At 71.3% G+C, this 25,361-nt stretch carries 21 protein-coding genes; 18 read left to right on the top strand and 3 right to left on the bottom strand.

Annotated features, from left to right (window positions below; translation table 11 throughout):
- The first annotated feature begins 80 nt into the window (after positions 1–80).
- The 6 genes from KUF83_RS20600 to KUF83_RS20575 all read left to right on the top strand — a co-directional run bounded on the left by KUF83_RS20600 (position 81) and on the right by KUF83_RS20575 (position 8,315).
- Positions 81–1,127, top strand: a complete 1,047-nt coding sequence (locus KUF83_RS20600) for a LacI family DNA-binding transcriptional regulator (protein WP_217456206.1) — start codon at positions 81–83, stop codon at positions 1,125–1,127.
- Between the two features lie 93 nt (positions 1,128–1,220).
- Positions 1,221–2,558 carry an ABC transporter substrate-binding protein gene (locus KUF83_RS20595; RefSeq protein ID WP_217456205.1) on the top strand — a complete coding sequence of 446 codons (1,338 nt, stop codon included), beginning with the start codon at positions 1,221–1,223 and terminating at the stop codon, positions 2,556–2,558.
- 31 nt (positions 2,559–2,589) lie between these two features.
- On the top strand, positions 2,590–3,519 hold the full coding sequence (locus KUF83_RS20590) for a carbohydrate ABC transporter permease (RefSeq protein ID WP_217456204.1): 930 nt from the start codon (positions 2,590–2,592) through the stop codon (positions 3,517–3,519).
- A 44-nt stretch (positions 3,520–3,563) separates the two neighbouring features.
- Positions 3,564–4,388 (top strand): carbohydrate ABC transporter permease, encoded by an 825-nt coding sequence (locus KUF83_RS20585; protein ID WP_217456480.1) that lies wholly within the window; start codon positions 3,564–3,566, stop codon positions 4,386–4,388.
- 100 nt (positions 4,389–4,488) lie between these two features.
- Positions 4,489–6,960 (top strand): CBM35 domain-containing protein, encoded by a 2,472-nt coding sequence (locus KUF83_RS20580; RefSeq protein ID WP_217456203.1) that lies wholly within the window; start codon positions 4,489–4,491, stop codon positions 6,958–6,960.
- 239 nt (positions 6,961–7,199) lie between these two features.
- A complete protein-coding gene (locus tag KUF83_RS20575) occupies positions 7,200–8,315 on the top strand; it encodes an SGNH/GDSL hydrolase family protein (RefSeq protein WP_217456202.1) in 1,116 nt (371 codons plus the stop codon).
- A 102-nt stretch (positions 8,316–8,417) separates the two neighbouring features.
- Here KUF83_RS20575 and KUF83_RS20570 read toward each other — a convergent pair whose 3' ends face one another.
- Positions 8,418–9,944, bottom strand: a complete 1,527-nt coding sequence (locus KUF83_RS20570) for a CYTH and CHAD domain-containing protein (protein WP_217456201.1) — start codon at positions 9,942–9,944, stop codon at positions 8,418–8,420.
- A 118-nt stretch (positions 9,945–10,062) separates the two neighbouring features.
- Between KUF83_RS20570 and KUF83_RS20565 the strand changes: the two genes are divergently transcribed.
- The gene (locus KUF83_RS20565) at positions 10,063–10,893 is read left to right on the top strand and encodes a CPBP family intramembrane glutamic endopeptidase (RefSeq protein WP_217456200.1); all 831 of its coding nucleotides are present in this window, start codon (positions 10,063–10,065) and stop codon (positions 10,891–10,893) included.
- Between the two features lie 44 nt (positions 10,894–10,937).
- On the opposite strand, the gene KUF83_RS20560 is transcribed toward KUF83_RS20565, so the two are convergent.
- Together KUF83_RS20560 and KUF83_RS20555 are read right to left on the bottom strand one after the other, a co-directional pair.
- A complete protein-coding gene (locus KUF83_RS20560) occupies positions 10,938–11,909 on the bottom strand; it encodes a pyridoxal-phosphate dependent enzyme (protein WP_217456199.1) in 972 nt (323 codons plus the stop codon).
- A gap of 124 nt (positions 11,910–12,033) precedes the next feature.
- On the bottom strand, positions 12,034–12,396 hold the full coding sequence (locus KUF83_RS20555) for a DUF952 domain-containing protein (protein ID WP_217456198.1): 363 nt from the start codon (positions 12,394–12,396) through the stop codon (positions 12,034–12,036).
- 264 nt (positions 12,397–12,660) lie between these two features.
- Here KUF83_RS20555 and KUF83_RS20550 point away from each other — a divergent pair, with 264 nt between their 5' ends.
- From KUF83_RS20550 to hemC, 11 genes are all read left to right on the top strand, one after another.
- Positions 12,661–14,301, top strand: a complete 1,641-nt coding sequence (locus tag KUF83_RS20550) for a triacylglycerol lipase (RefSeq protein ID WP_217456197.1) — start codon at positions 12,661–12,663, stop codon at positions 14,299–14,301.
- Between the two features lie 79 nt (positions 14,302–14,380).
- Positions 14,381–14,599 carry a hypothetical protein gene (locus KUF83_RS20545; protein ID WP_217456196.1) on the top strand — a complete coding sequence of 73 codons (219 nt, stop codon included), beginning with the start codon at positions 14,381–14,383 and terminating at the stop codon, positions 14,597–14,599.
- A 52-nt stretch (positions 14,600–14,651) separates the two neighbouring features.
- Positions 14,652–14,855: a hypothetical protein gene (locus KUF83_RS20540; protein WP_374106110.1), complete on the top strand. Its 204-nt coding sequence runs from the start codon at positions 14,652–14,654 to the stop codon at positions 14,853–14,855.
- 780 nt (positions 14,856–15,635) lie between these two features.
- Positions 15,636–17,771, top strand: a complete 2,136-nt coding sequence (locus tag KUF83_RS20535; protein ID WP_217456195.1) for a hypothetical protein — start codon at positions 15,636–15,638, stop codon at positions 17,769–17,771.
- A gap of 75 nt (positions 17,772–17,846) precedes the next feature.
- Positions 17,847–19,388 carry a GT4 family glycosyltransferase PelF gene (gene pelF, locus KUF83_RS20530; RefSeq protein WP_217456194.1) on the top strand — a complete coding sequence of 514 codons (1,542 nt, stop codon included), beginning with the start codon at positions 17,847–17,849 and terminating at the stop codon, positions 19,386–19,388.
- Positions 19,385–20,761 (top strand): hypothetical protein, encoded by a 1,377-nt coding sequence (locus KUF83_RS20525; protein WP_217456193.1) that lies wholly within the window; start codon positions 19,385–19,387, stop codon positions 20,759–20,761. The genes pelF and KUF83_RS20525 overlap by 4 nt, the downstream gene beginning before the upstream one ends.
- Positions 20,762–20,847: 86 nt before the next feature.
- Complete coding sequence (locus KUF83_RS20520) at positions 20,848–21,849, top strand: SDR family NAD(P)-dependent oxidoreductase (protein WP_217456192.1); 1,002 nt, start codon at positions 20,848–20,850, stop codon at positions 21,847–21,849.
- A 47-nt stretch (positions 21,850–21,896) separates the two neighbouring features.
- Positions 21,897–22,610 (top strand): sugar phosphate nucleotidyltransferase, encoded by a 714-nt coding sequence (locus KUF83_RS20515; protein WP_217456191.1) that lies wholly within the window; start codon positions 21,897–21,899, stop codon positions 22,608–22,610.
- Between the two features lie 7 nt (positions 22,611–22,617).
- Entirely contained in the window at positions 22,618–23,550 is a 933-nt protein-coding gene (locus KUF83_RS20510; RefSeq protein ID WP_217456190.1) for an NAD(P)-dependent oxidoreductase, read from the top strand.
- A complete protein-coding gene (locus tag KUF83_RS20505) occupies positions 23,547–24,209 on the top strand; it encodes a spherulation-specific family 4 protein (RefSeq protein ID WP_217456189.1) in 663 nt (220 codons plus the stop codon). Before KUF83_RS20510 ends, KUF83_RS20505 begins: the two co-directional genes overlap by 4 nt.
- Before the next feature lie 178 nt (positions 24,210–24,387).
- Positions 24,388–25,323 carry a hydroxymethylbilane synthase gene (gene hemC, locus KUF83_RS20500; RefSeq protein WP_217456188.1) on the top strand — a complete coding sequence of 312 codons (936 nt, stop codon included), beginning with the start codon at positions 24,388–24,390 and terminating at the stop codon, positions 25,321–25,323.
- Positions 25,324–25,361 lie beyond the last annotated feature (38 nt).

Raw genomic sequence — 25,361 nt, 5'->3', positions numbered from 1 at the left:
TGACGGCGGTCTGAGTCTGCCGCGTGAATTCATGATTACGGTCTCTTGACGCGCCTCATGTGACCGGTCACAATCCTGGCATGAATGTGACCGGTCACACAAGGCGCTCGGTGAGTATCCGAGATGTCGCCACCGCCGCCGGGGTCTCGTACCAGACCGTCTCCCGGGTGATCAACGGCCACCCCAGCGTCAAGCCGTCCACCCGGGAGCGGGTGCTCGCGGCCATCGACGAACTGGGGTTCCGGCGCAACTCCACCGCGCTCGCCCTGGCCAGCGGACGCACCCGAGCCGTGACCGTGCTGACCTCCAACACCACGCACTACGGCTACGCCTCCGTCCTCCAGGGCATCGAGGAGGCCGCTCGCGCCGCCTCGTACACCGTGGGGATCGGCGTACTCGAATCAGCCGACGAAGCCGACGAGGCGGACGTGACCGCCCAGGTGCAGCGGTCGGCGGACGCCGGCGGCGGTCTGATCGTGATCGCGTACGATCCGGCCGGCGTACGGGCCCTGGGCGCGGTGCCCGCCGGTCTGCCGGTCGTCGGCGTGGTGGAGACACCCGCGAGCCCGCCCGGCGGCGACCGCCCCTGGGTGTGGACGGACGACCGCGAGGCCGCCTACGAAGCGACCCGCCATCTCCTCTCCCTCGGCCACCGGACCGTGCACTACGTCGCCATCCCGTCCAGCACCCGGCGCACCAGTGCCCGTACCACCGGCTGGCGGCAGGCGCTCAAGGAGGCCGGAGCTGCGCAGCCCCGCCCGGTGCAGGGGAGCTGGGGTCCGGCGGGCGGCCACGCGGCGGGCCGCAGGCTCGCCGGCGATCCCGGCGTCACCGCGATCCTGTGCGGCAACGACGATCTCGCGCTCGGGGTGATCCGCGCCCTCCACGAGAAGGGCCGGGCCGTGCCCGGAGACGTGAGCGTGGCGGGATTCGACGACGCACCGCACTCCGCCTTCCTGACCCCGTCGCTGACGACCGTGCGTCTGGACTTCACCGGCCTCGGGCGGTCCGCGTTCGGGCTGCTGCACGGCGTGCTGGAGGAGTCCGCGCAGATCGCCCCGCACCCCGTCTCCGTACCGGAACTGGTGGTGCGGGAGAGCTCGGGGCCACCTCCCGAGCACGCATGAGTCCGGCGCCCTCCGCGCGAGGCGCCCGCCCGCACTTCTTCAGCAGGACCGTTCCAGATGCCCCTGCCCGAGCCCGTTCGTGAAAGGCACGTCATGAAGACAAGAGCCCTGCCCGCGCTGGCGTTCATATGCGCCGCTGCCCTGTCCGCCACCGCATGCAGCGACCCCAGTGTCGGCGACTCCGGTTCCGGGGACTCCGGCTCGGGTGCCAAGCAGGCCAAGGTCGACCCCGCCGCCCGCCTGGACGGCGTGAAGCTGACCATGTGGACCGCGCAGAACACGCTCAACGCCCCCAAGCAGGTGGTCGACGCCTTCGAGAAGGCCACGGGCGCCGAGGTCGAGACCCAGGCGATCCCGGACCTGTACGAGCAGAACGTGCCGACGAAGCTCGCCTCCGGCGACAAGCCGGACCTGATGTTCTGGCAGCCGTCCATCTCCACGCTGCCGTTCATCCAGCCGAAGCAGAACCTGCTCACCCTCGACGGGGAGGAGTGGGTGTCGAAGCTGGGTGACACGGAGAAGTCCCTCGGTGTCATCGACGGCAAGCGGTACGCGGCGATCGTCACCAGCCCCGCCATGCTCGGCGTCTACTACAACAAGGACGTCTTCAAGAAGGCCGGGATCACGGAGAAGGACTTCCCGAAGTCGTACGACGAGCTGCTGAAGCTCGGTCACACGGTCACCGACAAGACCGACGCCGCCGCCTTCTACGAGGCCGGCGGCGACAAGTGGCCCATGCAATGGCAGATGCAGGTCCAGCTCACCGACCTCGACAAGCAGTGGTGGGCGGACCTCAACCAGAACAAGAAGAAGTGGACCGACCCGGTCGTCGTCGGCGCCATCAAGAAGTACAAGGAGAAGCTGCTCGACGCGGGGCTCGCGCAGAAGAACTACAAGACCGGCACCTTCACCGGTCAGGCCGACTCCCTCTGGAAGGGCGAGTCCGGCATGGTCCTGAATGTCACCTCGTTCCAGAGCCAGTTGCAGGCCAAGTACTCCACGGCTCAGATCGACAAGAAGATCGGCTGGTTCCCGATCGCCAACTCCTCCGCCACCGGGATGTACTCCCCCGACCAGACCAACGGCGTGGTCGCGTTCAAGACCGGAGACGAGAAGCGGCAGAACGCCGCCCGCCAGTTCCTGGCCTTCTGGCTCGGGCCGGACTACGCCGACTACATCAAGGCGATGAAGATTCCGTCCGTCCAGCCGTCCGTGCCGACCCCCGACGGCCTCCCCCAGGCGTCGATGTCCCAGGTCAAGGCGCTGCCCACGGCCATCGGCGTCTTCCAGGCCAAGGCGATCGTCGCCCCCGACACCCACCTGTACCTCGCCGACATGATCTACGGAAAGAAGAACCCGCAGCAGGTCGCGCAGGCGATCCAGAGCCAGTTCGCGCAGGTGGCCAAGGCCCAGGGCGCGCCCGGCTTCTAGACCCGACCGACCCGACGGGCAAGGATTTCCGATGGCGGACACTGCCATACGCACGCGCACGCAGAAGCCGGCGCCCGCCAAGGGCCGGGCGAGGAAGGTGGGACGGCTGCCCCGCGCCGCCGTCCACCACCCCTGGTGGTTCGCACTCCCCGCGGTCGCCGTCTTCGCGGCCTTCTTCCTGGTGCCGAACCTGCTCAACTTCTACTACCCGTTCACCAACTGGTCCTCGTACCACCCGGACATCGCCTTCACGGGCCTCGACAACTTCAAGACCATCGCGGACGACGGTTCCCTGCTCCGGGCGATCCGTACGACCCTGGTGTACGCCCTGCTGGCAGCGGTGTTCCAGAACGGCTTCGGGCTGGCGCTGGCCCTGCTGCTGGAGGCGGACAGCCGCTTCAACCGGTTCTTCCGAGCCGTCTTCTTCCTGCCGGTGCTCATCTCGGCGCTCGCGACCGGGTACGTCTTCCAGGCCCTGCTGGACCAGGACGGCGCGGTCAACGGCCTTCTCGGCACCGACATTCCCTGGCTCGGCTCGACGACGTGGACGCTCGTTCTGGTCTCCGTCATCCACGGCTGGAAGTGGATGGGGCTGTCGATGCTGATCTATCTGGCGGGCCTCAAGGGAATCCCCGGCGAGATGCTGGAGGCCGCCAAGTGCGACGGCGCGGGGCCGTGGCGGACCTTCCGGTCGGTGCGCTGGCCGATGCTGGCGCCCGCTGTCACCTTCAACGTCACCACGGCACTGATCGGTTCGATGAACACCTTCGACATCGTGCAGGCCACCACGGGCGGCGGACCGGCCGCCTCCACCGAGGTCTTCAACATCTACATGTTCCGGATCTTCGGCCAGGGCCTGTACGCGCAGGCCTCCGCGATGAGCCTCGTCCTCTTCCTGGTCGTGGTCGCCGTCGCCGTACCGCTGGTCGTCGGGCTGCGCCGAAGGGAGCAACTGCTGTGAGCGCCACCGTGCATTCCGCGTCCGCCGTGCGTGGCGCGTCCGCCGTGCATCCCGCCTGGCGGTACGGCCGTCCCGCCCTCGTCGTCCTGCTCGCCGGACTCGCCGTCGGCGTCCCCCTGTGGCTGGTCGCCGTCACCTCCGCCAAGCCGCAGGCCGAAGCGATCACCCCCAACCTCGACCTGCCGCGGCACTGGCAGCCGGGCAGCAACTACGAAGAGGCCGTCAGCCAGGGCGAGATGCTGCGCGGCTTCCTCAACTCCCTGCTCGTCGTGGTGCCTTCGGTCGCCCTGGTGCTGATCCTGGGGGCCGGCGCGGCCTGGGTCTTCGCGCGCCGCAAGTCGAAGCTGGTCTCGGCGGCGTACGCACTGTGCATCAGCGGGCTGCTGCTGCCGCCGGCCGTCATCACCGTCGTGATGGAGCTGCGGCAACTGGGCCTCGCGGGCACGCGGCCCGGAATGATCGCCGTCTACACCGGGATGTACCTCTCCACGTCGATCTTCTTCATGACCGGCTTCATCCGTGCCATCCCCCTGGAACTGGAGGAAGCCGCGCGGATGGACGGCGCGAAGCCGCTGCGGATCTTCCTGCGGATCGTGCTGCCGCTCCTCAGACCGGTCATCGCCACCGCGACGATCATGGTGATGCTCTACGCCTGGAGCGACATCTTCTATGCCTTCTTCGTCCTCGGCGGCGGAGAGAGGGCGACCCTGCCACTCAACCTCTACAAGGTCGCCAGCGCACAGCTCTACCTCAACAACTGGCATCTCGTCTTCGCGTACGTCGTGGTGATGAGCCTGCCCATGGTCGCCCTCTTCCTGGTGGCCCAGCGAAAGATCGTGTCCGGCATCACCAGTGGAGCCGTCAAATGACTGGAGGTCCAACAGCGTGAGCACCCCCACCCGTTCGGGATCGCGCCCCATGTCCCGCACGAGAACCGCCCTTGTCGCAGCCGTACTTGGAGTCACCGCCATGGCAGGCACCCTCCCCGTGGCGGGGACCGCGACCGCCGCCGCCGACCCGCAGCGCCTCAGCGTCGACCTCACCGCGTCCGAAGGCCCGGTGATGCGCGGCGCCAACGGCACGCTGTACGGGCTCAGCGACGACGGCGTGCCCAGTGACGCCATGCTGGAACCCCTGAAGATCACCAGCATCTCGCAGAAGCCGGAGGGCGGCGCCCAGCACCCCAACGGCGACGCGCTCACGGTCTCCAAGTCGTTCTTCCGCAACGGCGGCGGCGAGATCAACGTGATGATGCAGGACATCTACGCGAAGTGGCCGTACGAGGATCTCGGCATCGCGGACTACCTCCCCAAGGTCGACAAGATCGTCAAGGAGGTGTCGGCCGACCCGAACAGCGAGCACTTCGTCTACATCCCCTTCAACGAGCCCGACCAGATCTGGTACAACCTCGGCACCTCCGACCAGGCGCAGTACGAGGCCAACCGTGACCGGTTCCTCAAGGACTGGAAGACGGTGTACCAGCGGATCCGCGCGATCGATCCCGACGCCAGGATCGCCGGCCCGAACGAATCCGGTTACCACACAAGGCTGTTGACCGACTTCCTCGCCTTCGCCAAGCGTGAGAACGTCCTCCCCCAGATCATGACCTGGCACGAGCTGGACTCCAGCTCCCTCAAGAACTTCCAGGGGAACTACGACAACTACCGCTCGATCGAGAAGAACCTCGGCATCGCACCGCTGAAGATCAACATCGACGAGTACGCCAACCGCCGCGACCTGTCCGTGCCTGGGCAACTCGCGCAGTGGGTCGCGATGTTCGAGCGGAACAAGGTGTACGCCAACCAGGCCTACTGGGACGCGGCCGGCAACCTCGACGGCAACGTGGTGCGCTCGAACATCCCCAACGGCGGCTGGTGGTTCTTCCGTTGGTACGCGGGTCTGACCGGGAACACCGTCAAGGTGACGCCGCCGCAGGCCAACGCGGTGGACACCCTTCAGGGTCTGGCCTCGTACGACAAGAAGCGGCGTCAGGCCCAGGTCCTGCTCGGCGGTTCCGCGGGTGACTCCGACGTCGTCGTCGAGAACGTCTCCCGGTCGGTCTTCGGCCGTACGGTCACCGCGACCGTCGCCGAGTCCGCCTGGTCCGGCTACGAGGGCCAGCACCCGGCGCCGCGCGTCCTGACCCGCACGAAGGTCAAGGTCGCGGCCGACGGTTCGGTGACCGTCCCGCTGCGCGGCATGCACAAGATGTCCGCCTACCGGGTCGTCCTCACCCCGGGCGGCTCCGGCACCCCGGCCGCCACCTCCGTCCCCTGGTCCGCCTCGTACGAGGCGGAGGACGCGGCGATCACCGACGGCAAGGTCTACACCCAGGGCACCGTCAGCAACGCCAACGGCTACGCGGCCTCCGGGACGAAGGACGTCGGTTCGCTCAACGCGGCCACCAGCAAGGTCGACTTCAAGGTGACGGTTCCGAGGTCCGGCACGTACGACCTGGCGATCCTGTACGGCAACCAGTCCGGGACCCCCGCCACGCAGAAGCTCTCGGTCGACGGCAAGGACCCGGTCACGGTGTCCTATCCGTCCACCGAGAACTGGACCTACCGCGCCAAGAAGGACGTCACCGTCGAACTCCCGGCCGGCGAGCACGTGCTGACGCTGGCCAAGGGTGACACCGAGGTCACCCTCGACCGCATCGACCTGACCGCGCGTACCTCAGCGGCGCCCGCCGCCTCGTACGAGGCCACGCTCGCCGACATCAGCGGGAAGCCGTCGTACGACTACTCGTCCTCGGCCGGCGCCGGCACGGGCTCCCTCGTGCTGCGCTCGGGCGACAAGGCGGTCTTCGACGTCTACGCCCCGCGTGACGGCTACTTCACGGTGGTCCCGCAGGCCACGGCCCCGGTGAAGCTCACCCTGCACGGCGAGAGCGTGACGGCCGCCCCCGGTCGTCCTCAGCGGCTGTATCTCGTCGCGGGCAACAACCGCGTGCAGGTGACCGCCAAGCACGCCGGCGTCCGCTCCCTCGACGTCTCCGGCGCCGGCTCGACCACCGGCACGCTCTCCTACGAGGGCGCCTCGGCCACCCTCGCGGGCGGGGCCAAGCTCGTGGACTCCACCCACGCCTCCGCCGGCTCCTACATCGGCTGGCTCGGCAACAGCGCGTCCAGCACCGCCGAGTTCACGGTGAAGGCACCCAAGTCCGGCCGCTACATGCTGGTCGTGCACTACGCGCACAACGACCGGCGCGACAACGGCCACTCCTACAACACCGACATCATGTCGCGGACGGCGGACATCACCGTGGGTGACTCCGCTCCCCGGAAGGCCACCTTCAAGAACACCTGGGGCTGGGACGACTACTGGACCCTGGGCGTCCCCGTCGACCTGAAGAAGGGCTCCACCAAGGTGACCTTCGGCAACGCGGACGCGTGGGCCCCGAACATCGACCGCATCGAGCTGGGCCGGATCGTGGGCTGAGCAACAACGGGCCGATCGGGGGGTGTTGCCGGCGACGGCAGCACCCCTCACCGGTTTCGGGGCACGTCGGTCGTGCGAATGGGAGCGACGGCGCCGGTGGCGACCCTGTCCGGCGTCGGCCCCCCCGGTGTCGCACGGTGTGAAGAAGTCGCCGCGAGGGGTTGACGGAGTCGCGAGTGACGGGCAACTTCGATCCCACTTCAGTGGGAGCGCTCCCACACGGTGTAAAGGACGGTTTCATGCAGACACCTCCGCACCTCTCCCGAAGGACCGTGGTCGCAGCCGCCGCGGCGGGCATCGTCACCGCCTCCGCTTCTCCCGTCCGGGCATCCGGCACCCGGGCCCGGTTCCACACGGTGGGGCGGGTCAGCAGGGCCGCCGACGGGTCCGTGGCATACACCTGGCCCGGCGTCCAGTTCGAGGGACGCTTCCGCGGCACCGGTGTGGGCATCGTGCTCGACGACGCCGACAACGACTACGACGTGCACATCGACGGGGCGAGCGCCGCGACGCTGGTGACCCCGGGCCGGACCACCTTCCGGATCGAGAACCTCCCCGACGGCGTGCACACCGTCCGGCTCGTAAAGCGAACGGAAAGCCCCTGGGCCGTGGGGCGGTTCGGCGGATTCCTGCCCGCTCCCGAAGGCGCGGTCCTCGCCGCGCCCCGAGCGCGCGGCCGGCAGATCGAGTTCATCGGCGATTCCTTCACCGCCGGGTACGGCAACCTCTCGGACACGCGCGACTGTTCGGGCAACGGAGGGGTCAACCGGAACAGCAGCGCCGACCTCGCCTTCGGCGCCCTCACCGCCCGGAAGCTCGACGCCGACCACCAGCTCAACGCGTTCTCCGGACGGGGCATGGTCCGCAACTACAACGGCGGCAGCGCGGGCACCGACTTCCGCACGTACTACGACCGGGCCCTGCTGAACGTCGACGGCGACGTCTGGCGCAGGCCGGACTCCTGGCGGCCGCAGGTCGTCGTGATCGGGCTGGGCATCAACGACTTCTCGACCCCCCTCCACGCGGGCGAACGCTGGGCGACCGAGGACGAGTTGACCGCCGCCTACGAGAGCGCCTACCACGGCTTCCTCGACAGGCTGCGCGCCTCGTACGGCCCCCGGACGTTCCTCGTGGTCAGCGCCACGGACCTCGGCAACACCGCTGTGTTCGTCCAGGCCACCCGGCGGATCGTCCAGGAGCGCAACCGGCGGGGCGACCACCGGGTGCGCCACTGGTACTACGCGGACGCAGGCCTGGACCACCTGGGCTGCGACTGGCATCCCTCGCTCCGCGACCACCGGATCATCGCCGGCCGGCTCGGCGACCACCTGGCCTCCCTGCCGCTGCGCTGGTAGGGCTCGGCGGAGCCGCTGGGTCCCCGGTATCGCGTACGGCCCGCCGTGCGACCCGCTGGGAGAGCCGCCCCGGGTGCGGCCCGGGTGCGGCTCAGCCGCAGGTCACCGGTGAAGCGAATCGCGTACTTCCGGGGCCGCGGCGCGCTCCCACACAGGGGGCAACTCCCGTTCCCTGGTGTCCGCACGTGCCTGTTCCGTGCCGTACAGCAGACCCCAGGTGAAGCCGGCCTCGCCCGCCGTCTGGGCCGCCACGGCCAGATCCCTGAGGGCTCCCCGCGCCACCACGCTGTCCTGGTGGTCGCCGAGGACCTTCTGCACCGCCTTGACCCGCTTGCCGAGGCGCTTGGCCGGTTTGCCGAGGGCCGGGCGGGCCGCCTCCGCGGCGTAGCGGACCTTCTTCGCCTCCTTGCGCGCCTCGTGAAGGGCCACGTCACGCGCGGGGCCCGGCGACAGCTCCAGGGCGTCGGTCATGCGCCCGGTCAGCCGCGCGTACTCCTTGCGGACGGCCTTGGCCATGACCTGGTCCGCGGCCTTGCCCGCCTTGGTACGCAGCGGCGGCCGCTCCAGCAGCAGGGCGAGGGAATCGAGCAGAGCGAGATAGCGGCCCGTGCCGAGGGCGTCGAGGGTGCGTCGGCGCGATTCCGTGCTGTGGACGACGTTCCACACCCGCAGCCGCGCGGCGACGGGACCGAGGACCAGTTCCTCCGGCAGGGCCCCGATGCTCTTGCCGAGGTGCTCCATCAGCACTTCCTGATCCCGTTCGGCGCCCAGTTCACCGGCCAGCCACTTCAGCTCCCGCCGGATCGCGTCGGTGACGTCACGGTCGAGGACGGACCGGTAGGACTGCAGACAGCTGCGCAGACGGCGGCAGGCGACCCGCATCCTGTGCACCGAGTCGGGGCGGTCCCGTCGCACGGCGGGGTCGAGGGCCACGAGGCTGCTGACCTGTTCCCGCACATACGCGAGGACGTGCGCGCCGGCCTGGTCCGGATCCAGGTCAGCGGACGCCGGGGCCGGGGCGGCGGCGGTCTCGTCGAGGGCCCGGGCCAGCTTGGACGGGGACTGCGAACGAGCGATCCCCTTCTTGCGCAGCTTCTTCTCCACGGCGTCCAGAAGGGCGGGGTCGGCGTCCTCGGCCAGCTCCACCTCGACCTCGTTCCACGTGGCGCGCCGGCCCTTCTCGCGCAGGGACTCGGCGAGGACCGAGTCGACGCACAGCTCGGCCCGCATCGCGCCGTCCGCGTCGACGAGATGCCGCACCTCACGGGTCGACCGGATGCGGACCACCGGGGTCAGCTCCGCTCCCCGGGTGCGGGACGTGGCCAGGTCGAGCAGGGCGTCCGGGACGGTGTCGGTCAGCGGCGACCGGATCTCCTCGCGGCTGTCGCCCTGCAACGGCAGTTTGAGGTGCCACCCGGCGTCGGCTCCACCGGTTCTGCGACGCAGTACCGCCGAGGAGCCGGACAGGCGCAGGTCCTCGGTGTCGTAGTAGACCGCGTCCAGTTCCTCGGGGCTCCGGTCGACGACCGCCGAGACACCGTCCACGCGATCCAACTCGGGCAGCCAGGAGGTGTCGGCGGACGAAGGGACCTCGTACTTTCGTTCTGTCTCTCGCATCGACTGGACCATGTATTACCGGTAGACACGATCCGCCGAACGAAACACGTCCTCGGACATTGCCGGTCTTTCCGGGTGGGGCGGGACCACGGTCCCGAACGACGCGCGCCGCTGCCGCGAAGGGGGTTCCATGGCCGACGAGCGGGTGCCTCCGGCGGCGGGGCACGGCTCGCGTCCACCCATGCCGTGGCGTGTCCTGACGGTGTTCACCGCCGCCGTCGGCCTGTGGTGGTTCGTCTTCTACGGGGCTCCGATCAGCCGTGCCTACGACCGTCCCACGCACGCGGCCCGGGCCCTGCTGACCACCGCGCTCGTCGTCCCCGCGGTCCTGGCCGCCTGGCGGTTGATGGACCGCCGCCCCTGGGCCGACCTCGGTCTGCCCGCGCCGCGGGTGGCCGGGCGGCGGCTGCTCCTGGGAGCGGCCTGCTGGATGCTGCCCGCCTCGGCCGGGATCGGGATCTGCCTGTGGCTGGGCTGGGCCGAGGTGGCTTCGCGGGCATCCGTCGCGGAGACCGCCGGGGTCGCCGCCCTGTTCGTCCTGCTGGTGTTCCTGTACGAGGCGCTGCCCGAGGAACTCGTCTTCCGCGGCTACCTCCAGCGCAACCTCCTGACCGTGCTGCCTCCTTGGCAGGCGGTCGCCGGGCAGGCCGTGCTCTTCACCCTCTTCGGGTTCCTGCTCGGTGTGGCCCCCACCCCGGACCGGCTCTTCGTGTTCTTCACGTTCGCGCTCGTGCTGGGCGTCTTCCGCGTGGCGACCGGCGACATCGCGGCCGGGGTGGGGTTCCATCTCGGCTTCCAGACCGTCGCGCAGCTCCTCGACGGCGAGGGCGCGGTCTTCGAGGTCTCAGGGGCGGCGGTCTTCGGCGTGGTCGCCCTGGGCGGCCTGCCCTTCGCCGTGGGCTGGACGGTGATGGTGCACCTGTACCGTGACCGTCTGGACTGGCACACTCCGCAGCCCTAGCGGCCCGGAGGGCGGCCGCGTTGTGGCCGTTGGGCCGCGTCCGCTCAGTCCGACTTCTGGATGCTGTCGGCGAATTCGAGAGCGGTGGCGTGCCCGAACAGGCCGGGGAGCCCGCCCGTGTGCACGAAGACGGTCCTGTCCCCGGGGACGATCTCGCCCCGCCGAGCCGCCGCGACGAGACCGGCCATCGCCCGCCCGGTGTACGTGGGATCGAGGACGATGCCTTCCAGTCGGGCGCTGAGTGTCAGCGCCTCCTCGACGCTGCTGGGCAGGCTCGCGTAGCCGCTGCCGATGTGGTCGCGGTCGACCCGCAGACCGTCGGCGCTGACGTCCGGCGCGAGCGGCGCGGCGAACTCGACGACACGGCGGTGGGGGTCGTCCACGGCCCCCACATCGACACCGAGGGTGCGCTCGGCGCCCAGGGAGGCGACGAGACCGGCCATGGTGGCACCCGAGCCGAGCGCGACAACCGCGGTGCGCAGGCCGGGTACCTGCGACACCAGCTCCTCGCCGCAGCGCACGTAACCGCGGGCCGCCAACGCGCTGGAGCCGCCGAACGGGATGAGGGCCGGGCGCGCCCCCTCGGACCGCAGCCGGTCGCATGCCTGCGAGGCGGCATCCGCGAGCGCCCGCTGTCCCGTCACTCCGCTGAAGACGATCTCGGCACCGAGCAGCGCGTCCAGAGCGAGGTTGCCGGACCGGGCCGCTCCTCGTTCGCCGGGGAACACCAGCACGGCGCGCAGGCCGAGGCGGGCGGCGGCCGCGGCGGTGAGCCGGGCGTGGTTGCTCTGTGGCGCGCCCGTGGTGACGAGTGTGTCGGCGCCGTCCGCGAGTGCCTGGGCGAGCGTCCACTCCAGTTTGCGGATCTTGTTGCCACCGCCGCCGAGGCCCGTGAGGTCGTCCCTCTTGACGAGGAGGTCGTCGGGGCCGAGGCCGAGGGCGGCTGCCAGGCGGGGCATCGGCTCCACGGGCGTGGGCCACGTGCCGAGCGAGAGCGGAACGACGAGGTCGGACATGTCGGCGACTCCGTGAGGTCGACGGGATGCGGCCCCCCTGGCGGCCGGGCCGGGGTTTGAGCCGCGCTGGACTGCGAGACGCGGAGGCCGTGGAAGCCTTGGTGCGGCTGCGGGCCGGCGGCCGTCAGCTCACGGGTTTCAGTCCTGCCGCCCGGCCGTCGTCGTCCCACTGGATCTCCAGGACCCGCTCGACCGCGTCACGGTCGACAGGACCGAACAGATGGGGGAACAGGACGTCCGCGCCGACCCCGGGCGGCGGAGCGGGGTCCGCCGCCTCGAACCGCAGCTCGGCGGTGAGTCGGGCCTCGTCGAGGAGCAGGGCGAGCAGCGGACGGGGCGCGCTCCGGTAGAAGGCGTTGACGACGGCCAGAGTGGTCGCCTCGTCGGGAGCACAGTGCACGAAACCGTCCTTCGCGAGGGAGGGGGGCTCGTACGGAGCCTCCGGACGGGCGCTCCAGTCACCGAGCGTCACGACGTGATAGATCATGATCCGGTTATACCGCAGCCCGGGATCGCGGCGGCCCCCGAGGGACGGCTCCCCATGCGCATGCGGAGGTTCCCGTGGCAGGAAGAAGCCGGCGGCGACCTGCGGGAACGGAAGCATCGGCCCAGGCCGCCCGCTGCTCTGCGGAATCGGGAATCCGTGGCCAGAATGGAGGTGAGGCACCTGGGACTGCACCGCCGGCGGGACCGTACGTCATCGCGTCCGCCCTACCTGCCCGGGCACGAGCCTGGCCTCATGGAGGCGATCATGGCAATCCGTCCCCGCCCCCTGATCCTCGTCCGGGGCTTCGGCGGCCCCGACGTCCAGGACGAGCAACGCGACGCGTATCAGGGCTTCAACAACGGCACGGTCTATCCCGAGCGCCGGGGCGAGAACTACATCTACGAGGGCTTCCTCCTGCGGGCGCTGAAGTCCCCGCGCTACACCTATCGGGACGCGACCAACGTGGTGGGCTACTACCCCAAACCCGTTCAGGCCACGGCCCCGAGCACCGTGTGGGGCGAGGAACTGACCTCCGGCACGGTCGTCGTCGATCCCACCCTGGCCGAGCGCCTGCTCGGCCAGGGCGTGCGCGGCACGCTGTGGATCTACCGCTACTACGATCTCCAGCCCCGCACCCTGGAGGAGTACGGGCGGGGCCTCGTCCAGCTGATCCGCATCATGCGGCACGCCTCGGAGGCGGCGGGCGAGATCTTCCCCGGGGTGGACATCGTCGCCCACAGCATGGGCGGTCTGGCCGTGCGTGCGGCGCTGAGCCGGATCGCCGCGCAGGGTGAGGATCCCGAGGCGCTGATCCACCGCATCGTCACCCTGGGAACCCCGCACCGGGGGATCTCCTTCCAACTCCTGCCCGGCTGGCTGCTGTCCGCCCTGCCCGTGGTGTCCCCCGCGGCCCAGGAGCTGAACGCCTTCGACCCGGACCGGACGGACTTCAGGGACATTCCCTTCCCCGCCGAACGCATCCTGACCGTGGTGGGCACCGACTACCGCACCTACGGTGCCAAGGCCGCCAGCCTCGGCAACCGCCTCTCCACCTTCATCGACGAGGGCACCCTCGCGTACAACCACAGTGACGGGCTGGTCAAACAGTCCTCGGCCCAACTCCCCGGATCACCCAGGACGTTCATTCACAAGTGCCATGGCGGCCGGGATTCCCTGGTGACGTCCCGCGAGGCGTACGAGATCGCCATGCGCTTCTTCCACGGCACCCACCACGTGCAGCTGTGGCTGGACGAAGCCGAGGTCACCCGTGGCTACGACGTCTTCGGCCGAAGCGAGTTCTACTTCGGCGTCAAGATCAAGCCCCGGTACGTCGACTTCGAGCTCTTCCACCAGAGCAGTGAGGCGGAGAACTGCTACGGGCCCTTCCACCGCGGCGACTTCACGGACCCCCTGCCGGTCCTGACGGAGGAACTCCGGGCGCCGCTGTCGGCCGCGGGCGACGACACGTCCGGCTGGCCCGAGGTCACCCGGACCGGCTCGGGAGCCCTGCGCCGGCTGGTCTGGGAGGGCTGGGTGGACGCCACCAGCAAGCCCGAGGCGGCCCACCTGGACGACAGCATGGCCTTCCGGCTCGACGTCTACGTCGGCGAACGCAACACGTCCCCGCTCGGCTTCTCCGACAACGTCGTCTTCTCCAAGCAGTACTACGTGCACGCCATCCCCGACCCCGCCGGGCCCGAGCTGTACCTCCACACCGACGCCCGGCTGCTGGCCCAGGACGTCACCCGCGACCGGCTGGCCGCGGCGGCCGCCACCGAGGGCGCTCAGGTCCAGCGGGCCACGCCGGACCCCGGCTCTCCCGGCACCTTCACCTTCGCCGTCGGTGGCACCGGCTTCACCGCCACGATGGCCGTCACGATCACGTCCACCCCTGCCGGCACATGAGGACCGGACGACACCGGTCGCACATCGCGCGTGCGACGGCCCTTCCGGCGGACCGGGGGTCCGTGGGTACCCTGCCTCCATGACGCAGGAGTGGCCTCTGGAGAGCGGGTCCGGCGACGCCGTCGTGGCTTCGACCGGCGCGGAGATCACCACGACGGACTGCCGCCAGTGCGGTGCCCAGGTGAGCGGGCTCAACAACAGGTACGCCTGCTCGTACTGCGGCTGGGTGAACCACTGGGCGGAGGGCTCCAACATCCTGCCGAGCGCCGAGGACGACCCGGACCATCCCGGCCGCTGAGAGCACCCGGCTCGACCACCTGCTCGGCCACGGCCTGCGCCCCGAGCACCGCATGCCGGAGATCGGGCGCGGCACTCCGCGGGGAGGCCGGCGGTTCATCCGGCGGGAGGTCTTCCACCACCGCACCGAGACGCTCGTCGCGCCGGCGCAGAAGCACGGACTGACGGCGCGCCCCATGGAGGACTGGGAGATACTGCCGCACGGCCAGTCGAAGATCCGCGTCACGCGGCCCTCCGCGAAGGACCACCGGAGCTGAGGGCCCGACTCGGCATGGTACATGCCTTATTGGCCATCGGCGCCGCGTCGTCCGCGAGGCCGCACGACGGCTGGGCGCCGGGCGCACGGACTTCCCGGCGCCTCGTCGTCGTGCACGTCGGCAGGCAGGGCCGGCCCTGCCGACGATGCGGCGACCCGACCTGAAATACAGGACTCCATCATTCCGGCCGGCCGGGGCCGGACCCTCACTCCGCAGGTCGCCCCGACTCCGGCCACAACGGGAACAACGGCTTCCACTCGTGCCCCCTGGCCGGGTGCGGCGCCGACGCCGACATCGGCGGCGGTCCGATCCGCACAACCGGACCCGCGCGCTCCGCGCCCGACGTACGCCGAAACCGGCCGCGGGTCCGCTCGCACCGCCCGTCCCGGGGGCCCAACGCTCGGGCACAGGTGACCGAAAACCGATCAACCGCCCGATGTCGAAAACGGTCCAGACCACTGGCGGTCCAGCACGGCGGACCCTGCCGCTCCGCATACCTCCGGCTCAAGTCGCGCCCGGCACGCAACCGGTTGCGGCGGGCCCGCCGCCTGCGCCCCCACGAACGCGGACGGTCGCCACGGCCCCGGTTTCGTCTGTTCGACGCCTGCTCTTTTCCGTCATGTTCCGCAGCAGGCGCACGAAAACTACACACAGACCTCACTATGTGACGCGACGAAGCGTTGACGACCTACGTCTGAGGGGGGCGACGGCGTCACGCGAGGGGGTGCGTCCGCTCCGCGGAGCAGTGCTCACCCCTGCCCGGGAGGGGACTTTCACCGCATGAAGCGGACCACACGTACGACGGCGCTCACCGTGGGCGCGCTCATCGCCGCGCTCGGCCTGCCGGCCGTCCCGGCACACGCCGACACGGCCGCGCCCCGCATCGACCTCCGGGTCCTGGTCGTCAGCGACGGTGGCCCGGCCACCGACGCCATCGCCGCCGAACTGACCACGGCCGGGACGCCGTACACCGAGGTCGACCTCCAGGACTCCGGCCGGCCCGTGATCGACGCGGACTTCCTCGCGGACACGGTGGACGGCGCACCGCGCGCCAAGTTCCAGGCCGTCGTCCTGCCCAACGACAACCCGTTCGCCGCCGGCTCCCCGGAGATGGCCGCCCTGGTGGCCTACGAGCAGACGTACGCCATTCCGCAGGTCGACGCGTACACCTACGCGCGTCCGGAGGCCGGGCTCCGGTACCCGGTCGACGGCGGCTACGCCGGCAGCCTCGACGGCGTGCAGGCGCAGGTCACGGAGGCCGGCCGGGCGGGACCGTTCGGCTACCTGGAGGGCTCCGTCCCCTTCGAGGACAACTCGCCCGACGTGGGCGAGAGTTACGCCTATCTGTCGACGCCCGCCGCGGGGGCGGACTTCGTCCCCTACGTCGACGCCGCCGCCCCCGGACAGTCGTCGCGGGGCTCCCTGGTGGGCGAGTACCGGCACGACGGGCGACGCGAACTCGTCGTCACCTTCGTCTACAACCGGTACCAGCAGCAGTTCCGTCTACTGGCCCGCGGCATCGTGGAGTGGATGACCGGCGGCGTACGTCTCGGCGCCTCGCGCAACTACTTCGCGGTGCACGTCGACGACGTGTTCGCCGGTGACGACCGCTGGGACACGGAGCTCAACTGCACGCCCGGCGACGTGGACTGCGCCCAGGGCGAGGGCACGCCGAACCCGATCCGGATGACCCCCGCGGACGTCGACCACGCCACCGACTGGCAGGACAGACAGAACTTCACCCTGGACCTCGCCTACAACGGCGCGGGCAGCGTCGAGCACCGCGAGGACAACAACGGCGCGGACCCCCTCACCGACCGGTTCATCGCCGCCCGCGAGCAGTTCCGGTGGATCAACCACACCTACTCGCATCCGTTCCTCGGCTGCGAGCAGAACACCACCGTGGTGCCGTGGAAGTGCGCCACCGACACCGACGGCAGCACCAGGTGGGTCAGCCGCGAGACGATCTCCCGCGAGATCGCCGACAACCGCGTCTGGGGCCAGGCGGCCGGACTCCCCCTGGACAACTCGGAGTTGGTGACCGGTGAGCACTCCGGTCTGCAGGTGCTGCCGCAGCAGCCCGTCGACAACCCCAACCTGGCGCCCGCCCTCGCCGACAACGGCATCGCGTGGCTCGGCTCCGACAACTCCCGCGAACCGGAGCAGCGCGGGATCGGCCCCGCCACGACGGTCTCCCGCTATCCGATGAACGTCTTCTACAACGCCGGCCGGGCCGCGGAACAGGTCGACGAGTACAACTGGATCTACACCGGCCGGGCCCAGGGCGGCAGCGGCATCTGCGAGGACAACCCCGCCACCTCCACCTGTCTGCCGGCTCCGCTCGACACCGCCACGGGCTACGCCGACCACATCGTGCCGCTGGAGACGAGGATCGGCCTCGGCCACGTACTCGCCAACGACCCCAAGCCGCACTTCATCCACCAGTCGAACCTGGCCGAGGACCGCATCGCCTACCCGGTCCTCGACGGCATCCTCGACGGGTACGCGGCCCTGTTCACGGCGAACGCCCCCGTGGTGAACCTGCCGATGAAGGACATCGGGGTCGAGCTGCGGCGGCGTACCGCGTGGAAGGCCGCCGTCGCCGACGGCCAGGTCACCGCCTACCGCGTCGGCGACACGGTGACGGTCCGGGCGCCCGCCGGGATCGCGGTACCGGCCACCATGCCGACGGGCACCACGAACGACGGCTCCGGCTTCGGCGACGCCTACGCCGGTGAGGTGTCCGGCTGGACCACCTCGACCGGCGCCCCGCTGACGCTCACCGCGCCGGCCGCGACACCGTCGCTGTCCGCGACCGTCGACGTCACGGAGAAGGCGTCCGCGACCCGCACCGCCCCACGCACCCGCGTACCGGCCGGCGTGCGCGAGGAGCTGCCCCACAGCCCGGACAGCTGAACGGCGCACCGACCGACGGCCCCCGCCCGCGGCGGGGGCCGGTACAACCACCCACCTCGGCCGTGGAGCACACCGATGCACGTTCCCCACGGCGCGCGACGCCCCAGCGCGGCGCGCGTCACCCTGCTCACCGAAGGCACCTATCCGCACAGTCACGGCGGCGTGAGCGTCTGGTGCGACCAACTCGTCGACGGCATGCCCGACATCGACTTCGACGTCATCGCCGTCACCGGCACGGGACGCGAACCCCTCGTGTGGGAGATACCCGACCACGTCTCCCGTGTCGTGTCGGTCCCCATGTGGGGGCCCGCACCCGAGGGCCGCCCGGCGCGCGGCCGCCGCCGCAACCAACTGGCCGCCGCCTACGAGCAGTTCCTCACCGCGCTGCTCGACCCGTGTGCCGAGGACAGGTTCGGCACGGCCCTGTACGCGATGGCGTCGGCCGCGGCCGACGGGCTGCTGAGCCCCTTCCTCCGCGGCGACCGGGCGATCGGCATCCTCACCGCCGTGTGGAACCGGCCGGGTCTGGCGGTCCGCGAGGCCCGGCCGACCCTGCACGACGCGCTCACCGCCACCGCCCTGCTGGAGCACGCCCTGCGCCCACTGGCCACACCACCGCCCGAACAGGGCGTGGCGCACGCGGTGAGCGGCGGACTGGCCGTCCTGCCCGGCCTCGCGGCGCTCGAACGGCACGGTGTGCCCCTGCTGCTGACCGAGCACGGTGTCTATCTGCGCGAGCGCTACCTCGGCTACCGCACCGCTCCCTACCGCTGGCCGGTCAAGGCCGTCGTCCTGGGCTTCTTCCGGCTGCTCGCTGAGGAAACGTATCGGCGGGCTTCCCTCATCACCCCCGGCAACCGCTACAACCGGCTGTGGGAGGAACAGGGCGGCGCCGACCCGGAGTCGATCCGGACCGTCTACAACGGGGTGGATCCCGGCGCGTTCCCGCCGGCCGGCTCCGAGCCGGAGCGGCCCACGCTCAGCTGGGCCGGACGCGTCGACCCGATCAAGGACCTGGAGACCCTCATCCGGGCCTTCGCCCTTGTCCGCGGTCAACTCCCGGCCGCGCGGCTGCGGTTGTTCGGCGGCACACCCCGCGGAGGCGAGTCCTACCGGGAACGGTGCGAGTCCCTGGCCGCCGAGCTGGGCCACGGCGACGCGGTCTCCTTCGAGGGCCGGGTCGACGACATCAGGGACGCCTACGCCGCGGGCAACGTCGTGATGCTCTCCAGCATCAGCGAGGGGTTCCCGTTCACCCTGATCGAGGCGATGTCCTGCGGGCGGGCCACCGTCTCCACTGACGTGGGCGGCGTGCGGGAGGCGGTCGGCGACACGGGACTCGTCGTTCCGCCGCGCGATCCGGCCGCCATGGCCGCCGCCGCGCTGGGCCTGCTGGGCGATCCGGGACGCCGCCGCGCGATGGGCGAGGCCGCCCGGCTGCGGGTCGTCGAGCAGTTCACGCTGCGGCAGACCGTCGACACCTTCCGGGACATCTACCTGGAACTGTCGGCGCTCGGTCCGATCGCCCCGCGCGATCCGTGGGCGGCCCTCCCGGCCATGCGTCCGGCCACGGAGGGCGGCGTTTGGGAGCCGAGACAGAGGAGCCTGGCCGGATGAGCGGACCGATGGCCCTCGAACCGGGCGGCACGGGACGCGACACGCTGGCCCTGCGTCTCGCCGACGACCGCACCCTCGCCCTGAGACTGCCGGACCACGGCGTGGCCCAGGACGCGGTCGACCGCCTGGCCGCCGAACTGGCCGACCGCGTCGGACCGGCCGTGCACCCCTACGAGGTGGCCGCACTGCTGGAATCGGAGGGCCTGACCGGCGAGGTCATCCAGGAGCGGTACGGGCACCCGAACCTGTTCTCGCTCGCCTCCGCGCTGTACCACCGGGTGCCGCGCACCTTTCCCGAACCCGACGCGCCCGCCGACCCGTGGCGTCCCGACCATGTGCGCTGCGCGCTGCGCGGGGCGCTGTTCGCCCTGCCGGGGCTCGCCTACCTGCTCACCGGACGGCTGTGGCACGCCGGCCACGACACCGACGTGCTGATCGTGGCCGGGCTCGCCTCGTGGGCCTGGGGGCAGGCCCTCGGGCACCGGGCCTATCTGCGCATGGCCACGGGCCTTCGCGAGGCGGGCCGCACGCTGCTCCACGGCGCGCCGCTGGGAGCCGTCGCGGCGACCGGCGCCGGGTCGCTGTTCGCCTCGGGCGGCACCGCGGTCGCCGTGGCGGCGGCACAGTCCCTGTATCTCGCGGCGGCGGGGGTGCTCCTCGTACTGGCCCGGGAGCGGCTGTTGCTGGCCGCGCTCACCCCCGTGATCGGCGGTGCGGCGGCGCTCGTGTGGTGGGAGCCGGGCACGGCCCTGCGGGTGGGACTGCCGCTGCTGTCACTGGCGGGCGCGGTCGCCGCGGCGGGCTGGGCGCTCCGGGCCACGTCGGCGGCCGCCCCCGTCCCGGACGGCGTCCGCCCTGCGCTGGTCCGGTCGCTGCCGTACGGGCTGTTCGGCCTGGCCGCCGGTGTGCTGGTCCTGCTGGAGGGACGGCAGCATCCGTACGCCGTGATCGTGCTGACGGTCAGCATGGGGCCGGCCGAGTGGCTGCTCCACAAGTACCGCGGGATGTCGGTGGCGGCGCTGCGGGCCACCGCCACACCGGCCGCCTATCTGCTGCGGTCGGCCGGCATCCTCGCCCTCTGTCTGCTCGCCTATCTGCTGCCGCTGCTGCCCGCCGCGCTGCTCACCGGCGCCGAACCGGCTCCGCTGCTGCTGCTCGCGGCGACGCTGTGGACCGCGCTGCTCCTGCAGGCCTTCGGGGTGGCCTGGCCGCCGGCCGCGGTGTGTCTGGCGGCCGGCGGCGGGGCGGCGATCGCGGCCACGCTCCATCCCCCGCCCGGCGCCGCCGTGCTGTCGCTGAGCTGTGGCGCGGCCGCGCTGTGTCTCGTGGCGTGCGCGCTGCGGCTGCTGGGACGACCCGCACCCCACGTCTGACCACCCGCACGACGGCGGCCCGCACCGGCGGCCGCCCTTCATGCCGCACGGACATCACACGTGCAACCGACCGGAAGGACCACGAGTTGACCTCCGCACCTCTTGTCGCCGTCACCGGAGCCGAAGGCTTCATCGGCTCCCACCTCACCGAGGCGCTGGTCGCCGCCGGCCACCGGGTGAGGGCCATGGCGCAGTACAACTCCTTCTCCTCCTACGGCTGGCTGGAGACCCTGGCTCCGGACGTGCTCGACCAGGTCGAGATCGTCCTCGGCGACGTCCGCGACACGGGTTCCGTCCGCGCGCTCGTCGAGGACGCCGAGTGCGTCTACCACCTGGCCGCGCTGATCGCGATCCCGTACTCCTACCAGGCGCCGCACAGTTACGTGGACACCAACGTCACCGGCACCCTCAACGTGCTGGAAGCGGTCCGCGCCCTCGGTACGCCCCGGCTGGTCCACACCTCCACGAGCGAGACCTACGGCACCGCGCAGACCGTACCGATCACCGAGGACCACCCCATCAACACCCAGTCCCCGTACGCCGCTTCGAAGGCGGGCGGCGACCGGCTGGCCGACAGCTACTACGCGAGTTTCGGCACCCCCGTGGTGACGCTGCGGCCGTTCAACACCTTCGGCCCGCGCCAGTCGATGCGGGCGGTCATCCCCAGCGTCATCGGCCAGGTAGCGGCCGGCGAGCACACCCTCACCCTCGGCGACCTGCGTCCCACCCGCGACTTCACCTACGTCAAGGACACCGCGCAGGCGTTCCTCGCGGTGGGCACCGCTGCCGCCGAGCGCGTCGTGGGCAGGACCTTCAACGCCGGTACCGGCGGCGAGATATCGGTCGGTGACCTCGTCGCGCTGATCGGCAAGGTGATGGACACCGCCCTCGACGTACGCGAGGACGCCCAGCGCATCCGGCCCGCCAACTCCGAGGTGATGCGGCTGGTCGCCGACGCGACCCGGCTCGGCGAGGCCACCGGCTGGAGCCCGGCGCACACGCTGGAGCAGGGCCTCGCACACACGGTGGAGTTCTTCCGCGACCCGGCGAACCTCGCCCGCTACAAGACCGGCATCTACAACATCTGACCCGCCCGGCGCATCCCATCGGCACGTCCCCACGAAGGAGGAGTCCCATGCACGCAGTGATCCTGGCGGGAGGCAAGGGCGTCCGGCTGCGGCCCTACACGACCGCGCTGCCCAAGCCGCTCGTGCCCATCGGCGACCAGCACGCCATCCTGGAGATCGTGCTGCGCCAGCTCGGCGCGGCCGGTTTCACCAGCTGCACCATCGCCATCGGCCACCTCGGCGAGATCATCCGCGCCTATGTCGGCGACGGCTCACAGTGGGGCATGGCCGTCGACTACGCCACGGAGGAGAGTCCCCTCGGGACGATGGGCCCCCTGCTCACCATGCGGGAGCGTCTGCCGGAGTCGTTCCTCGTGATGAACGGAGACGTGCTCACCGACCTCGACTTCGGTGACGTCCTTCGCCGGCACCGCGGTTCGGACGCCTCGCTGACGATCGCCACGTACGCGCGCAAGGTGCACATCGACTTCGGGGTGCTCACCACCGACGCGAGCAGGGTCGTCGCCTTCACCGAGAAGCCGAGCATCGACTACCGCGTCTCCATGGGCGTCTACGCGCTGTCGCGGGACACTCTCGACGGATACACGCCGGGCCTGCCGCTGGGCTTCGACGAACTCGTGCTGGACCTCCTGCGGGACCAGAACCCGCCGCACGCCTACGACTTCGACGGATACTGGCTCGACATCGGCCGGCCCGACGACTACGACCGCGCCAACGCGGAGTTCACCACCCGCAAGTCGATGCTGCTCAAGGGAGCCTGACCACCGCATGCGCATTCTCGTCCTGGGCTCCACCGGCTACCTGGGCAGCCATGTCGTCGAGTATCTGCGCGCCCTGGAGGGCGTGCGGGTGCTCGACGGCGGCCGCTCACCGGCCGCCACGTTCGGCATCGACCTCGCCACCGACCGCACGGACCGGCTGGCGAGGACCCTGGAGTCGGCGGCGCCCGACGCGGTGGTCAACTGCGCGGGCGCCACCGGCGGTGACGCGGTGACCCTCGCCGAGGTCAACTCCCGCGGCCCCGCCCTCCTCTGCTCGGCCCTGCGCGAGGCGGGGCCCGCCGCCCGGCTCGTCCACCTGGGATCGGCCGCCGAGTACGGCCCCGGCACCCCGGACGTCCCGGTGACGGAGTCGGCTCCCACCCGCCCGCTCACCCCCTACGGCGCGACCAAGCTCGCCGGCACGGTCACGGTGACCTCCTCCGGCCTCGACGCGGTGGTGCTGCGCGTGGGCAACCCGGTGGGCCCCGGAGCCCCGTCCACCGGGTTGCCCGGGCGCGTCGCGGGACTGCTGCGCGAGGCCGGCCGTGCCCCGGACGCGGTGATCCGGCTGGGCGACCTGTCGGCGTACCGCGATTTCGTGGACGTACGGGACGTGGCACGGGCGGCGGCGCTCGCGGTCATGGCACCCGGCCCCCTGCCGGGCGTCCTCAACATCGGCGGCGGGCAGGCCGTGCCCGTGCGGGTGCTCGTACGGTCGCTGGCCCGTGCCGCCGGCTTCCGCGGGCGGATCGAGGAGGGCGACGGGGGTTCCGCCCGCTCGGGAGAGGTGTCGTGGCAGTGCTCCGACATCGCGGCCGCCGGTGACGCGCTCGGCTGGCGGCCGTCGCACACACTCGACGACTCGCTCACCGCTCTCTGGGAGGCGACGGCCCCGCCCGGCCCCTCCTCCCGGCAGCTCGAAGGCGACCGGTCGCGGTGAGCCTGCTGATCCCGCTGTACGTCCACCCGGGCGAGGACCCGGGTGCCTGGCACCGCCTGATCACCTCGGCCGGCCGTACCTACGGGGTGGTGGTGAACCCTGCCAGCGGCCCGGGCCCGGCGCCCGATCCGGCGTTCAGCGCCGCGGCCGACGCGTTGCGGGCCGCCGGCGCCCGGCTGCTCGGCTACGTCGACACCGACTACGGGGCGCGGGATCCGGACGAGGTGGTGGCCGAGGTCGCCCGGCACCGTGAGTGGTACGCGACCGACGGCTGCTTCCTCGACCGGGCCCCCGCGACAGCGGCCGCGCTGCCCGCCTGCCGACGGCTGGTGCGGTCCGTCCGCCGGCTCGGCACGTCCCCTGTCGTGCTCAACGCGGGCGTCCATCCCGCGCCGGGTTACGCCGGACTCGCGGACCTGCTCGTCACGTTCGAGGGCCACTGGTCGACGTACGTGTCGGCGTTCAGCAGGCCGTCGTGGACCGGGCGGATCGCGCCCGAGCGGTTCTGCCACCTCGTCTACGGTGTGCCCGAGGCACTCGTCCCGCTCGCCGTCCGCACCGCCCGCGACCGCGGCGCGGCGGTGTCCGGTCCGGTGACGGGCGAACTGCCCAACCCGTGGGCGCGGTTGACACCGGCACTGGGCGACGCGCTCCCGTGAGGAAGGTCCACTGCCGACAGCCGCCGGAGGCACGCCTGTTGGATCCGTCCGTCGAAGGCAGCGGACGCCGGCCGTCTCGTACACCCGTCCTAGGGCTCAACCCCTCTGCGCGGCACACTAGATGGGTGTGCGCGTCGACTGCCGGTGCGCGTGAGGCCCACGGTCTATCTTGGACGGCATGCCCGCTCCTGAACTGATCCGTATCGTCTCCCGCGACTCGCCCATGGCCCTGGCCCAGGTGGCTCGCGTCCGGGCCGAACTGGCCGCGCTCCACCCCGAGGTGCGCACCGAGGTCGTACCGGTGAAGACGACCGGCGACAAGTGGATGGGCGACCTCGCCCAGGTCGAGGGCAAGGGGGCGTTCACCAAGGAGGTCGACGCCGCGCTCCTGGCCGGCGAGGCCGACCTGGCGGTGCACTGCGTCAAGGACGTTCCCGCCGACCGGCCGCTCCCGGCGGGCACCGTGTTCTCCGCGTTCCTCAAGCGGGACGACATCCGCGACGCGCTGATCCACCCCGGAGGTCTCACCCTCGACGAGCTGCCGCCCGGCACCCGCATCGGGACGTCCTCGGTTCGCCGCGTCGCACAGCTGGCCGCCTCCCGTCCGCACCTGAAGTGCGTGCCGTTCCGCGGCAACGCGAACCGGCGCCTGGAGAAGCTCGCGGCCGGCGAGGCGGACGCGCTGCTGCTCGCGGTCTCGGGTCTGGAGCGCATCGAACGCACCGACGTGATCACCGAGATCCTCTCCCCCGAGACGATGATGCCGCCGATCGGCGCGGGCATCCTCGCCCTCCAGTGCCGCGAGGGCGACACGGCGGTCATCGAGGTCGTCAGTGCGCTCGGCGACCCGGACACCCACCGCGAGGCCACCGCGGAACGCATGTTCCTCCACGTCCTCCAAGGCCACTGCAACTCGCCGATCGCCGGCTATGCCACGGCCGGCCCGGCCGGTGAACTGTCCCTGCACGCCTGCGTGTTCACCCCGGACGGCAAGACCCGGCTGAACGCCCACGAATGGGCCGGCCGCCTCGATGCCGCCACCCTCGGCACCTCCGTGGCCGTCGCCCTGCTGCGCCAGGGCGCCCGCGACCTGATCGACGCCATCGACCACTGAACAGACCGGCACGCGGAACCACCGGACCGCCGGCGAGC

The sequence above is a fragment of the Streptomyces sp. BV286 genome (genome assembly GCF_019090165.1).
GTDB lineage: Bacteria > Actinomycetota > Actinomycetes > Streptomycetales > Streptomycetaceae > Streptomyces.
Note: the sequence above shows the minus strand (reverse complement) of the source record. Positions and strands in the feature narration are given on the sequence as shown.